Origin of the sequence: Bradyrhizobium sp. MOS003, assembly GCF_003020125.1 — a bacterium.
In the GTDB taxonomy this organism is placed as follows: domain Bacteria; phylum Pseudomonadota; class Alphaproteobacteria; order Rhizobiales; family Xanthobacteraceae; genus Bradyrhizobium.
On record NZ_PYFW01000003.1, the window covers coordinates 339093 to 352161 of the forward strand.

General features: G+C 65.0%; 11 protein-coding genes. 5 read left to right on the forward strand and 6 right to left on the reverse strand.

The genetic code is table 11. The annotated features are described in order from the left end of the window. The first annotated feature begins 53 nt into the window (after positions 1-53). Genes C7G42_RS16505 through C7G42_RS16515 form a run of 3 tightly spaced genes read left to right on the forward strand, consistent with a single transcriptional unit; the run spans position 54 to position 6748 of the window. On the forward strand, positions 54-3323 hold the full coding sequence (locus C7G42_RS16505) for a transglutaminase family protein (protein WP_106950019.1): 3270 nt from the start codon (positions 54-56) through the stop codon (positions 3321-3323). Positions 3324-3350: 27 nt separating this feature from the next. After that, positions 3351-5873 carry a circularly permuted type 2 ATP-grasp protein gene (locus C7G42_RS16510; RefSeq protein WP_106950020.1) on the forward strand — a complete coding sequence of 841 codons (2523 nt, stop codon included), beginning with the start codon at positions 3351-3353 and terminating at the stop codon, positions 5871-5873. After that, positions 5870-6748 carry a transglutaminase family protein gene (locus C7G42_RS16515; protein ID WP_106950021.1) on the forward strand — a complete coding sequence of 293 codons (879 nt, stop codon included), beginning with the start codon at positions 5870-5872 and terminating at the stop codon, positions 6746-6748. Before C7G42_RS16510 ends, C7G42_RS16515 begins: the two co-directional genes overlap by 4 nt. Positions 6749-6980: 232 nt before the next feature. On the opposite strand, the gene C7G42_RS16520 is transcribed toward C7G42_RS16515, so the two are convergent. The 6 genes from C7G42_RS16520 to C7G42_RS16540 all read right to left on the reverse strand — a co-directional run bounded on the left by C7G42_RS16520 (position 6981) and on the right by C7G42_RS16540 (position 11442). Next, the gene (locus tag C7G42_RS16520; RefSeq protein WP_106950022.1) at positions 6981-7658 is read right to left on the reverse strand and encodes a cytochrome P460 family protein; all 678 of its coding nucleotides are present in this window, start codon (positions 7656-7658) and stop codon (positions 6981-6983) included. Positions 7659-7929: 271 nt separating this feature from the next. After that, positions 7930-8445 carry a DUF417 family protein gene (locus C7G42_RS16525; protein ID WP_106950023.1) on the reverse strand — a complete coding sequence of 172 codons (516 nt, stop codon included), beginning with the start codon at positions 8443-8445 and terminating at the stop codon, positions 7930-7932. 281 nt (positions 8446-8726) lie between these two features. Beyond that, positions 8727-9245, reverse strand: coding sequence for a MarR family winged helix-turn-helix transcriptional regulator (locus C7G42_RS16530; protein WP_245427752.1), 519 nt, complete (start codon positions 9243-9245; stop codon positions 8727-8729). Positions 9246-9668: 423 nt separating this feature from the next. Next, complete coding sequence (locus C7G42_RS35820; RefSeq protein WP_245427755.1) at positions 9669-10187, reverse strand: metallophosphoesterase family protein; 519 nt, start codon at positions 10185-10187, stop codon at positions 9669-9671. A 99-nt stretch (positions 10188-10286) separates the two neighbouring features. Next, complete coding sequence (locus C7G42_RS35825) at positions 10287-10493, reverse strand: metallophosphoesterase (protein WP_349627529.1); 207 nt, start codon at positions 10491-10493, stop codon at positions 10287-10289. Further along, positions 10411-11442, reverse strand: a complete 1032-nt coding sequence (locus C7G42_RS16540) for an extracellular solute-binding protein (RefSeq protein WP_349627533.1) — start codon at positions 11440-11442, stop codon at positions 10411-10413. The genes C7G42_RS35825 and C7G42_RS16540 overlap by 83 nt, the downstream gene beginning before the upstream one ends. Before the next feature lie 26 nt (positions 11443-11468). On the opposite strand from C7G42_RS16540, the gene C7G42_RS16545 reads away from it, so the two are divergent. Continuing rightward, positions 11469-11975: a LysR family transcriptional regulator substrate-binding protein gene (locus C7G42_RS16545; RefSeq protein WP_245427759.1), complete on the forward strand. Its 507-nt coding sequence runs from the start codon at positions 11469-11471 to the stop codon at positions 11973-11975. Between the two features lie 221 nt (positions 11976-12196). After that, positions 12197-13024: an HD domain-containing protein gene (locus C7G42_RS16550; protein ID WP_106950024.1), complete on the forward strand. Its 828-nt coding sequence runs from the start codon at positions 12197-12199 to the stop codon at positions 13022-13024. Positions 13025-13069: the final 45 nt, after the last annotated feature.

Sequence of the window (13069 nt, forward strand, 5' to 3'; positions counted from 1 at the left end):
TCGCGCTGACATCAGGTGTTCTGCTCAAAAAAGCTGCTGGAGCATTGCACCCCGTGTCGATCTACGTCGCATTACACCACGTCACCCACTACAAATACGACCGACCGATCGATCTCGGCCCGCAGACCATCCGCCTGCGCCCGGCGCCGCACACGCGGACGCCGATCATGAGCTATTCGCTCAAGGTCACGCCATCCAATCATTTCGTGAACTGGCAGCAGGATCCGCTAGGCAATTGGATCGCGCGTTACGTCTTCCCGGAGAAGACGACCGAGCTGAAGATCGAGGTCGATTTCACGGCGCAGATGACCACGGTCAATCCGTTCGACTTCTTCGTCGAGCCCTACGCCGACAGCTTTCCATTCGAATATCCGCAAGATCTCAAGACGGAGCTGGCGCCTTATCTGGAGACCACCAAGCCCGATCCCGCGTTCGCAAAATATCTCGCCTCGATCCCGCGCGAAGCCCCGAACACGGTCAACTTCCTGGTCGATCTGAACAGGCGATTGCAGCAGAAGATCAGCTACGTCATCCGCATGGAGCCGGGCGTGCAGACGCCGGAGGAAACGCTCACCTCCGCGGCCGGCTCATGCCGCGACTCCGCGTGGCTCCTGATCCAGACCTTCCGTCATCTCGGCCTCGCCGCGCGCTTCGTCTCCGGCTATCTGATCCAGATCCGTCCCGACATCGATCCGATCGAGGGGCCGCCCGAGGTCGAGAACGACTTCACCGATCTGCACGCCTGGGCCGAGGTCTATCTGCCGGGCGCGGGCTGGATCGGGTTCGACGCGACCTCCGGCATGCTCGCGGGTGAGGGGCACATCCCGGTCGCCGCCACGCCGCATTATCGCTCCGCCGCGCCGATCTCCGGCGGTGCCGGCTTTGCCGAGGTCGAGTTCGATTTCGACATGAGCGTCCGGCGCATCCGCGAGGCGCCGCGTATCACCAAGCCGTTCTCGGACGATTCCTGGACGCGGCTCAACGATCTCGGCGAGCAGGTGGACGGCGATCTCGCCGCGCAGGACGTGCGGCTCACCATGGGCGGTGAACCCACCTTCGTCTCGGTCGACGATCTCGAAGCTGCCGAATGGAATACCGAGGCCGTCGGCCCCACCAAGCGCGCGCTCGCCGACGATCTGATCCGCCGTCTGCGCACACGCTTTGGTGCGGGCGGGCTGCTCCATTACGGTCAGGGCAAATGGTATCCGGGCGAGAGCCTGCCGCGCTGGGCCTTTGGCCTGTACTGGCGCAAGGACGGCGTGCCGGTCTGGAAGAACGCGGACCTCATCGCCAGCATCGAAAATCCGCTGCGTGCCCAGACCGAAGACGCCGAGGATTTCATGGAGGGCACGGCGGCCCGGCTCGGGCTCGATCCCGGCTACATCATTCCGGCCTATGAGGATACTGCCTATTGGCTGCTGAAGGAGGCCGAGCTTCCCCTCAACGTCGATCCCTCCGATTCCAAATTGTCCAATCCGGAGGAGCGCGCGCGCATGGCGCGGGTGTTCGATCAGGGCCTCCGCGCGCCGCGCGGCTTCGTGCTGCCGGTGCAACGCTGGAACGCGCCGCCACGCTGGCGCAGCGAGCGCTGGCAACTCCGGCGCAATCATCTGTTCCTGATGCCGGGCGATTCCCCGCTCGGCCTGCGCTTGCCGATCGGCTCGCTCGGCCACGTCCCGCCCAGTGAATACCCCTACATCGTCGAGCAGGACCCGATGGAAGCGCGCGGCAAGCTGCCGGTGTTCACGCTCCCGGAGCGCCCGAAGGCGCCGCCGCGGGTCGCGTCCGAGAAGCTCAACACGACCGTCCCCGTCCGCACTGCGCTGTCGATCGAGGTTCGCGATGGCGTGATCTGCGCCTTCATGCCGCCGGTCGAGCGCATCGAGGATTATCTCGAGATGATCGCGGCGGTCGAAGCCACGGCCGAGGAGATGCAGCTCCAGGTCCATGTCGAAGGCTATGCGCCGCCGTTCGACCCGCGCATCGAGGTCATCAAGGTCACGCCGGATCCCGGCGTCCTCGAGATCAACATCCAGCCCGCGACGAGCTGGCGCGAGGCGGTCGAGATCACCACTGGCCTCTATGAGGACGCCGGCAAGGTGCGGCTCGGCGCCAACCGCTTCCTGGTCGACGGCCGCCACACCGGCACCGGCGGCGGCAATCACGTCGTGATCGGCGGCTCGAGCCCGCAGGATTCGCCGTTCCTGCGCCGGCCCGATCTGCTCAAGAGCCTCGTGCTGTACTGGCAGCGGCATCCGTCGCTGTCTTATTTCTTCTCCGGCCTGTTCATCGGCCCGACCAGCCAGGCCCCGCGCCTCGACGAGGCCCGTCACGACAGCATGTACGAGCTCGAGATCGCGCTCTCGCACGTGCCGCCGCCGGGCTACCAGGTGCCGCTGTGGCTGGTGGACCGGCTCTTCCGGCATTTGCTCGTCGACATCACCGGCAACACCCACCGCGCCGAGATATGCATCGACAAGCTCTATTCGCCGGATGGTCCCACCGGCCGCCTCGGCCTCGTCGAATTCCGCGCGCTCGAAATGCCGCCGGATCCGCGCATGTCGCTGGCGCAGCAGCTCTTGATCCGCGCGCTGATCGCAAAGTTCTGGCGCGAGCCGCAGCAGGGCAAATTCGTGCGCTGGGGTACCGCGCTGCACGACCGCTTCATGCTGCCGCATTTCATCTGGGAAGATTTTCAGGACGTGCTCTCGGAGCTCAAGAGCTTCGGCTATCCGTTCGAGCCGGAATGGTATCTGGCCCAGCTCGAATTCCGCTTTCCCGCCTTCGGCCGCGTCCATCAAGGCGGCGTGACGCTGGAATTGCGCCAGGCGCTGGAACCCTGGCACGTGCTCGGCGAGGAGGGCTCGGCCGGCGGCACCGTGCGCTATGTCGATAGCTCGGTCGAGCGGCTCCAGGTCAAGGCGGAGGGGTTCGTCGAGGGCCGCCACGTCGTCACCTGCAATGGCCGCCGCCTGCCGATGACCTCGACCGGCCGCTCCGCCGAGGTCGTGGCCGGGGTCCGCTTCAAGGCCTGGCAACCGGCCTCCGGCCTGCACCCGACCATCCCGGTGCACGCGCCCCTGACCTTTGATCTCATCGATACCTGGAACGGCCGCTCGCTCGGCGGTTGCGTCTATCACGTCGCCCATCCGGGCGGGCGCAGCTACGACACCAAGCCGGTCAACACCTACGAGGCCGAGGCGCGGCGGCTGGCGCGCTTCCAGGACCACGGCCACACGCCGGGGCCGATGCAGCCGCCGCCCGAGGAGCGCACAAATGAGTTTCCGCTGACCCTCGACTTGCGGACCCCGCTCCTGCAATGAGTATGATGGTGGGGCAGGGAGAGGCGCATGGCCGAGGGCGCAGCCGAACAGGACAAGGCGGGTAAGGCGCAAGGACAGCGTGAAGGCCAGCGCCGGCTTGCGCAATGGGTCCGCGACTATCGCCGCCTGCCCGGCATTCCCGACGAATTCCTGGGCGCCGACGGCGTCCCGCGACCGGTCTGGAACCGCTTTTTCGATGCCTTCGGCACGCTTGCGACCGATGAGGTCGAGCGGCGCTTCGGCATGGCCGACCGCCACCTCCGCGAGGCCGGCGTCACCTACCGGGCGCCAGGCGACAGCGCCGACCGGCCCTGGTCGCTCAGCCATCTGCCGCTCCTGATCGACGAGGCCGACTGGAAGCAGCTCTCCGCCGGCATTACCCAGCGCGCCGAGTTGCTCGAGCGCGTGCTGCGCGACATCTATGGCGAGGGGCGGCTGGTTGCCGAAGGCGCGCTGCCCGCGGGCGCGATCGCCGGCAGCCCCGAATATCTCCGTCCTGTCTGTGGCGTGCCGCCGCCGGGCGGGCGCTACCTCTCGCTCTATGCCGCCGATGTCGGCCGCGGGCCCGATGGCCGCTGGTGGGTGCTCGGCGACCGCACGCAGGCGCCGTCGGGCGCGGGCTATGCGCTCGAAAACCGCCTGGTGCTGTCGCGCGCCTTCTCCGACCTCTACAAGTCGATGAACGTGCCGCGCGTCGCGCCGTTCTTCGAGGCCTTCCGCGACAGTCTTCGCGCGCGCGCCGACCGCGACGAGCCGCGCATCGGCGTGCTCACGCCGGGCAGTTTCAGCGAGACCTATTTCGAGCACGCGACGCTGGCGCGCTATCTCGGCTTCCTGCTGGTCGAGGGCGACGATCTCGCGGTCAGCGACAATCGCATCCACATCCGCACGGTCGCGGGGCTGAAGCGGCTCGACGTGCTGCTGCGCCGTGTCGATTCCAATTCGCTCGATCCGCTCGAGCTCGATGCCTCCTCGCATCTCGGCGTGCCCGGCCTGATCGACGTGCTGCGCAAGGACGGTGTCGTCGTCGCCAACATGCCGGGCTCGGGCGTGCTGGAGGCGCGGGCGCTGCTCGGCTTCCTGCCCGCGCTCAGCCGCCGCCTGCTCGGCGAAGAGCTGAAGATGCCGCATATCGCGACCTGGTGGTGCGGTCAGAAATCCGCGCGTGACGAGGTGTTATCGCGGCTCGACGAGGTCGCGATCGAAGGCGCCTACCGGCGCGGCGTGACCGGCTTCGACAGCAACGGTCCGGTGCTCGCCAGCGAGCTCGACGCCGCCGGGCGTCAACGCCTGGTCGATGCCATCGGCGCGCGCGGCATGGATTATGTCGGCCAGGAGGTGGTGCGTCTCTCCACCATGCCGGTGTGGGAGCACGGGCAGCTCACGCCGCGTCCCTTCGTGCTGCGCGTGTTTGCCGCCGCAACGCCGGACGGCTGGGCGATCATGCCCGGCGGCTTCTGCCGGATTGCCGAGCAGCCGGACGCGCGCGCCGTGTCGATGGGCGACGGTGCGCGCGCCGCCGACGTCTGGGTGGTCTCGGAGAAGAAGGTCTCGACCGCGTCGCTGCTGCCGGCGACCGACAAGGTGAGGATCCGCCGCATCGCCGGCGTACTGCCGAGCCGCGCCGCCGACAATCTGTTCTGGCTCGGCCGCTATCTCGAGCGCGCCGAAGCGACGCTGCGGCTGGTGCGGGCGGTGGGCTCGCCGAGCGGCCCCAACAAGGGCACCGCGGCCTCGCTGCAATCGGCCGAACGAATCCAGCGCCTGCTGGTGGCCTGGGGCGCGATCTCGCAAGCCTCGCGCGCGACGCCCGGGCGCATCGCCGCCGAAGCGTTGCAGAGCACGGAGCAGCCGGGCTCGGCGTTGTCGCTGGTGCGCGCGGCACAGCGCACGGCGACCTCCTTGCGCGAGCGGCTGTCGCCAGATGCCTGGCAGGTCATCACCGAAATGGCCGACCGGCTCTCCTACGAGGTCGAAGACGACGACAGCGTGCTGAGCGCGGCCGAACTGACCTTGCAGGAGCTTGCGAGCTTTGCGGGTCTTGCGCAGGAAAACATGAATCGCGCCGCCGGCTGGCGCTTCCTCGATGTCGGCCGCCGCGCCGAGCGTGCCATCAACACCGCGCGCTTCGCCCGGCAGTTCGCCTATGACGAGGCCGGCGACGAGGATCTCGACATCCTGCTGACGCTGGTGGATTCCCAGATCACCTATCGCTCGCGCTATCTGCTGGCGCCGATCCTGGCGCCGGTGCGCGACCTCGCGGTGCTCGATCCCTACAATCCGCGCTCGGTGGCGTTCCAGGTGACGACGCTGAACGAGCATATCGCAGCACTGCCCAGCCTGAAGGAGCATGGCCTGATCGAGCAGCCGCAGCGACTTGCGGTGTCGGTTCAGGCGATGCTGGCCACCGCGGATGCCGAGAAACTCGAAGTCAAGACCCTGTTCGCGCTGGAGCAGGATCTGCTCAGCCTCGCCGACGCGATCGGGCTGCATTACTTCCCGCACGGCACCAATGCCAGCCGGCCTGAAAAGCTGACGGGGCTGGCGTGATCTACGACATAAGACACGTCACCACCTACGAGTATGAGAGCGCGGTCAGCTTCGCCCGCTGCACGCTGCGACTCGAGCCGAGGAGCGGCAGCGGCCAGGAGCTGATCTCGCACAAGGTCGAGATTCGTCCGCGGCCGTCCGAGCGCAACGTCCGCCGCGACTTCTTTGGCACGCTGACGGAGAGCATCGTGATCGAGGCGGCGCATCGCAATTTGCGCATCGATTCGCGTTCGCGTGTCTCGGTGTCGCGCAAGCCGCCGGCGCGCGACGCCGTCAGCCCGTCCTGGGAGAGCATCCGCGACATCGCCTTCGAGGCCACCAGCCTCGGGCCGTCCTCGCCGGTCGGTTATGTCTTCGCGAGCCCGCTCGTGCCCGTGCTGCGTCCGGTCAGCGCCTATGCGGCGACGAGCTTTGTACCGGGCGCGGGCATCCTCAAGGGCGCGGTCGATCTCATGCATCGCATCCGCACCGAGTTTCGCTACGACCCCAAGGCGACGGTGATCTCGACGCCGCTCAACGAGGTCTTCGACAAGCGACACGGCGTCTGCCAGGACTTCGCCCATGTGATGATCGCGGGGCTGCGCGGGCTCGGTCTCCCGGCCGCCTATGTCAGCGGCTATCTGCGCACGATTCCGCCGGCTGGCCAGCCGCGCCTGCAAGGCGCCGATGCCACCCATGCCTGGGTGTCGCTGTGGTGCGGGGCGGAGCTTGGCTGGGTCGATTTCGACCCGACCAACGATCTGCTGGTTGGCAACGACCATATCGTGCTTGCGGTCGGGCGCGATTTTTCCGACGTCTCGCCGGTTGACGGTATCATCGTCGGCTCGCCGAAGCAGAAGCTCGGCGTCGCCGTCGACGTGCTGCTGGTGGAGTAGGGCGTGTACCCTTAAGCGTCGGCTGACCAATGCAAGGCGGAAGTCTGCTATCTTGGATGAACTGTGAGTCCCGGCCCAGGGCCGGACCACTCTTGTGGCGCAGTCCGCTCCCCTTCGATCTGTCGCGGGGCCGGCGGCATTTGCGCAGCCTGCTAACCCTGCTTTTCAACCGCCTTATTGCGGAATGACCAGAGGTGCGCTTTTGTGCACCTCCTGGTGGTTATCGCACTGACTACTCCGCCAGGGCGGCTTCGAGATTGAGCTTCACGTTGTCGCCGTCCCGGCGAAAACCGGGTTGGTTCAGCTTCGCGGACCAGACATAGTCATCCTTGGGGCCGACGTTGTCGATGTGGCACTGGGCGCACTGGGCGTGGCCGCGCGCCGGGGAGAACTTCTCATAGGGCGGCGCCTGATGCCCGAAGCTGAAATAGGCCCAGCCGCCCGGCTCCTTGGGATATCGCTTGTTATCCTTCAGCATAACGGCAATCCCGGTACGCTCATGGGGAAAGATGATCGTGCTGGTATCCAGCTTGCAGGTGTAGGCCGGAGGGCCGCTGCATTCATTGGGGTCGGTGTTCGTCGTGCTGAATTCCTTGATCATCAGCGAACCTTCCGGCCATTTCCCGGTCTTCATGAAGATCCGGTAGGTGTTCGGCTCGACGTAAACGCTGTGCAACTCTGGCGTTGGCGTCATCTTTTCGTTGAGGAAGCTGGTCGCGATGGCTTCCCATGCGGTGTATGTGTGCACCCAATGACGGTATCCCTTTGGAAGCGCCGCTTGTCCCTGGTCGTTGAAGACGAGGCTCACCCCCGGCGCCGGCAGCCCGGTGTGGTCGCCATCCGCGGCGGCATAACAAGCCACCAGTGCTGTTGTCGCGATCAAGAAGGCATAGGAGATTAAGCGCGTCATGAGTCCTCCAAGGATTGTGCTGCCGCACGGACGTCTTCCGTTGTTCGTCAGGCTGTCACGACAGGCGCTTCTACGCGCCGCCATTGGCTTGCCTGGGCAGCGGTCACCAACTCGCCCCAACGATCTTCGGAGACGCTGCGGCGCGTTCCATGCGCGTCTACGAAGCTGATCGGCAGCGCAAATACCTGCGCCATGGCGGATCGATCGAACTGCTCTAGCCGATCTGGCGACACAACGAGCGCGTATCGCCAAATCGTGCATCGCGGATGCATCAGCGTGCGCCGATGCCGTTGCGGGCCAATCCTTCGCCGAGGACGACAAGGCTAACACCCAGCAGCGCCACATCCTTGATGAGGAAGGTGCCGATGAAATTCAGGTAGGGAAATCCGCCCAGCGACGGTTCCCAGATCGGGAACGCGAGCAATGTCGATGTAGTAGCGGCAAAGGTGAGCGCGCCCAGCGTGCCGGCCGCCAGCCCGGCGCGAGCTGACCAGGGGGAGGCAATGAACAGGGCTGCTGTAATGAGTTCTACGACTCCCAGCAGATAGCTCGTGCCGGCATAGCCGAGAACGGCATAAAGCCATGCGAGCCAAGGCGTGGCGCCAATGAGCGGCTTGAGCGCATCAATCTCATATTGCGTGAATTTCAGAATCCCTATCATCACCAAGGGGATGACGACGCCGGCGAGCGCGGTGCCCCGGCCGGCAGCAACGACCCTGCGTGAGAGGGCAGTGGCTCCTGGAAGACCAGTGGTTGCGTCTGCAGAGTAAGGTGTAAGGCTTGGCATTGAAGGACTCTCTTCATGATGTATGCGCGAAGCATACACTTCTTTTCGATTATGTCTATGCGCGGCGCATATATATTTGTTGGATCGGAAACAGGCGTATCTCCGCGGGTGAGCTTCGTTCGCCTTGGGAATCACCAATCGTCCGGGCTTCACCCGCCCGCGGCCGATCGTTGCCATGCGGGCGCAGTATGCGCCGGTTGAACTATGCGAAGTTGGTGATGGGTCGGCTCGAGCGATCTCGAGCAAATGGGCCTGGGACAACCGATATAGGGTCGTCCTGTTCAGAGTGCTCCACGTTGGTCGAGTTCGGCCTCGATCGGGCAGTCAGCGCAGGACGAGTAGCTGCACAGCCGACAGATATTGTAAGCATGTTCGACGTCGCGCAGGCATGCGCGCAGCACGCGCTCGGACAGCGAAGTCAGGGTTGCCAACTCGTCCGCGCTCAACGTCGCGAGCGCACGGGTGAGTACCCCGTCCCGCGCATTGAGGACCGAAGCGCTTGCTTTCTTGCCTTTGGCAGTAAGGTGGAGTGACTTTGTGCGTCCGTCGGTAGCGTGATCGCGCCGTTCCACCAGACCTTCCGATACCAGCCTGTCGACCAGCCGCACTGTTCCGGCATGCGACAGCCCGACCCCTGACGACAGCGTGCGGATCGAAAGGCCTGGCTCGTGGTCAAGCAGCGCCAGCGCGGCAGCCGTGGGGCCTGCCTCCGGAGAGAATGAAGAGGCAGCGCTGACAATATTATCGCTAACCATCAGGGCGAACGCGCCGAGAATATTTCTGCTGCGAACTGATTTCATACGCCAAATGTATATGCGCGAAGCATAGATATCAAGTGTCGAGTTCCTTGAGCTTCACTGTTGATCTCTGTCCAGTTCATGTGGCCGCGGAGTGCGGTCTTCTCGATCGCGGGCGCCCTGTGAACTTGCACCGCGGTGCCGTCCAATGAGCGAGTACTATTGGGATATCGATCTCAACGAAATGCAGTCAAACCCACGCGGTGACCACGGCCGCTATGCCTCGGTCGGCAACGGCTGCAACCCCAAGGGCACGCGCGTCGCTGAGCGGCAAGCTCAGGGGACTGCGCCTCATCGTGTCGAATGAACTCTGCCTGAGCGCAAGCCGGTCGGGGGCTCGACCGCAATAGAAGGGCTATCTCGGACGTCTGCTAAGCAGAGCTGGTTGATGAGGCCAGGCAGCTTGAAACGGTCGGCGCTCGCCGGTCACCGCACCATGGTCTCGCGATCCCAGGCCTGATAGTCGGGCGAACCTTCGACGCGGATCGGACCATCGTAGCCGTATTCCACCATGTGCACGGTCACATAGTCCTCCCCGCAAAATACCACACCATACGACTGCGGCAGGTCGGACGCGCTCAGCAGCCTGGTCTCGGAGAATAGCGGGTAGCTCGCATGATTGGTGCCGCGCAACGAGGAGACGGGAATGCCTGCGACCGAACCGGCCAAAGGCAAATGACAATGCCCGAAGAAGACGTGACGGATTTTCAACCGGTTGCGGCCGACGAGACGCTGGAACGGTGCGTCGTCGAGCAGGCGGATCTGATCGAGCGGGGCCAGATGCACCGGCATCGGGTTGTGGTGCATGAACAGCAGGAACGGCCCGTCATGCTCGGCAAGCCGCGCCTCAAGCCAGCCAAGGCGATCCGCGCAATAACGGCTGGCATGCGTTTCCGGATGGGCGGTGTCGAGAAACAGGCAGCGGCCGGCGGCCGTATCGTGCACGCCCTGGACGAAGCCGTTCTCGTCTGCGAGGTCAGGGAATACGCTGAGGAAGGCGGTGCGTCGATCGTGGTTGCCGATGCAGAGCCGGACTGGCAGCGGCTATTCGTCGAGGCGCTGCTTGAGCCAGGGATAGTCGGCGGCATCGCCCCAATCCGAGAGATCGCCGGTGATCACCATCAACCCGGCGTCGTGGTGATCCTTCAAGGCATGAGCCAGCGCCCGCTCAAAATTGGCGCGCGGATCGCGCCCGCCCATGGTCGAGCCGGGTGCCGTCAGGTGAATGTCGCTCAAGTGAAGCAGCTTCATCGTTCTTTCCCGTTCCTGCGCCACGGGGCGCCGGCGGCGCCCCGTGGTTTGCGGCGTCGTGACGCTCAGCGCGCGGTGCCGGTGGTCTTCGGCAGCAGCTTCTGCACACCGCGGTCATGTCGGCGAGGACGGCCTCGGGCTCCCTGGCGCGGGCGCCCGAGATGATCGAGTTGAGGTGATCCTTGATCACGTCGGTGATCTTCAGGCCGTTGTCGCCGGGGAAGGCGTACCATTTTGTGAGCAGCGGGAGCTGTCCGACTGCGGTGTAGTTGTTGGGGTTCTTGACGTAGAAGTCCTTCAGATAGACGTCGTTGGCGACCTTGTTGGGCGGCATGTAGCCGGTGGTTTCCGCCATGATCGCGGCGCCCTTGGCGCCGGTCCAGAACTTCACCGCTTCCCAGGCGGCGTCGCGCTTGGCCTTGTCCTTGGCGAGGATCAGCACGACGTTGCCGCCGGCCGGCGGCCTGCCATTCGGGGACGCCACGTCCGGGAACGGGATCGTCTTCAATGCGAACTTGCCGCCCGTCATCTGGGTGACCTTGTTGAGGTCGGACGTCGAGGTGATGTGAAAGCCGGTCTTGCCGGCCGCGAACGCCGCGCGCATCGACGGCTGGTCGAGATTGGGCATGCCGCCCTCGTTGACGAGCCGCGCGATCATGTTGATGGCGAACTTGCCTTCCGGTCCGTCGAAGGCGACCTTGGTCTCGTCGGCATTGAGCATGGTGCCGCCGCGCGCGAAGACCGGGGCTTGCCACAGCCAGTTGCCGGTGATGTCCCAGGCATAGGTGACGCCGTTGGTGTCGTTGCCGAGCGCCTTGATGTTCCTGGCGAGCGCGATCAGTTCGTCCCAGCTCTTGGGCAAATTGTCGACGTCGCCGCCGGCCTGTTTCACCAGGTCGAGATTGACGTAGACGATCGGCAGGGAGATCGCGAAGGGCAGGGCGTAGATCTTGCCGCCGGCGGTGGTCGGCGATCATGGCGGCCGCGGTCGACCAGCGCGTTGACGTCGCCGTGCTGCCGGAGGTGCCGCAGGACAACCGCTTCCGGCGCGAGGCCTGCGTGCAGCAGCGCGTCGTCGCGATCTGCCATCCCTTTCACGACCTCAGCCGGGAATCCCGCGTGTCCGCCCTCGGCCTGATGCAATATCCGCTGGTGTTTCGGACCCGGGATTCCGCGACCCACCGCGTCGTGGACAGGGCGTTTCGCGCCGTCAATCTGCGCGCCACTCCGGCGATCGTCGTCAACACCCGCGAGGGAATGCTGGAGGCGGTCGCCAATCGGCTCGGTGTCGGCTTCGTCTGGGAGCACGGCTCGAGCCGTATCGATCGCATCGCCAAGGTGGCGATCGCGGAAATCGAGGCGGAAACGCCCGAATACATCTTCTCGCTGGCGGGCAAACGCGGCAAGCTGGTCGAGTTGTTCTATCTGGCCAGAAGTCTGTCGCGCTCGGCGGACGGCGCCGATATCCTGTCCGCCCCGTGAAGCGGCCGGGCCGGGGGCCCCGTGTTGTGCGGTCTTCCTAAGGTGTGTCCATCTGCGGCAGCAACCGGCATGTTGCGCAGCGGAATGCAACAAATTTACGAATTTTTGCTCCGAAATTTGGTCAGCCGGCCCAAGATGGGCTATGCTTTCCGTTGCGTCGAGGACAAGAATGAGACGTCGGGAGAGGCCATGGGACACCACCGACGAACGGGGCTGCATCCATGATGACGTTGCCGAGACTGGCGGCTGAATCCCTCGAGGATTTCCTCGGCAAGTTCATGCGTCGCCGGTACGATGAGTCTTCTGCCAGCATCGTCGCAAGCGCGACCCGCACCGCGATGGAATGCATCGGTAACAGCGATGCGCTCTACCACAACATCGAGCATACGATGCTGGTGACGCTGGCGGCCCAGGCCATTCTTCGCGGCCGGAGTCTCCATACCCATCTGTCGGCCGAGGATTACGTCCACGTCCTGATCGCCTGCCTCGCCCACGACATCGGCTATGTGCGCGGGCTGTTCGAAGAGGACGACGCCGACGGCTTCGTCATCGACGCGGCCAACACCAAGGTCTCACTACCGCGCGGTGCATCGGACGCGAGCCTGATGATGTATCACGTCGATCGCTCGAAGCTCTATGTGACCCGGCGGCTGCGGCATATTCCCGGACTCGATCCGGAGCGCATCGCCCGCGCCATCGAGGGCACGCGGTTTCCCGCGCAGCAGGGCCAGGAATACGACGACGAGGCCTCGATCCTGCGCGCCGCCGATTTCATCGGCCAGCTCGGCGATCCCAACTATCTGCGCAAGGCCAACGCGCTCTATTACGAGTTCGAGGAGGTCGGCATGAATCGACAGCTCGGCTACGATTCACCGGCCGACATCGTGAACCGCTATCCACAGTTCTACTGGAACAGCGTCGCACCGCACATCCAGACCGAGATCGGCTATCTCAACAAGACCGAGATTGGCCGGCAATGGATCGCCAATCTCTACAGCAACGTGTTCCGCGCCGAGCGCGACATCTCGTTGTCGGGACCGCAGCGATAGGTCCCATCTCGTCGGGCGTCGCTAAAGCCGTCGATGTCTATGCCT

What these genes read in the sequence shown, in the direction of transcription:
- C7G42_RS16510 (WP_106950020.1), top strand. Translation starts at nt 3,351, where the DNA reads ATGGCCGAGGGCGCAGCCGAACAGGACAAGGCGGGTAAGGCGCAAGGA.
- C7G42_RS16520 (WP_106950022.1), bottom strand. Translation starts at nt 7,658, where the DNA reads ATGACGCGCTTAATCTCCTATGCCTTCTTGATCGCGACAACAGCACTG.
- C7G42_RS16525 (WP_106950023.1), bottom strand. Translation starts at nt 8,445, where the DNA reads ATGCCAAGCCTTACACCTTACTCTGCAGACGCAACCACTGGTCTTCCA.
- C7G42_RS16530 (WP_245427752.1), bottom strand. Translation starts at nt 9,245, where the DNA reads ATGAAATCAGTTCGCAGCAGAAATATTCTCGGCGCGTTCGCCCTGATG.
- C7G42_RS35825 (WP_349627529.1), bottom strand. Translation starts at nt 10,493, where the DNA reads ATGAAGCTGCTTCACTTGAGCGACATTCACCTGACGGCACCCGGCTCG.
- C7G42_RS16545 (WP_245427759.1), top strand. Translation starts at nt 11,469, where the DNA reads ATGGCGGCCGCGGTCGACCAGCGCGTTGACGTCGCCGTGCTGCCGGAG.
- C7G42_RS16550 (WP_106950024.1), top strand. Translation starts at nt 12,197, where the DNA reads ATGATGACGTTGCCGAGACTGGCGGCTGAATCCCTCGAGGATTTCCTC.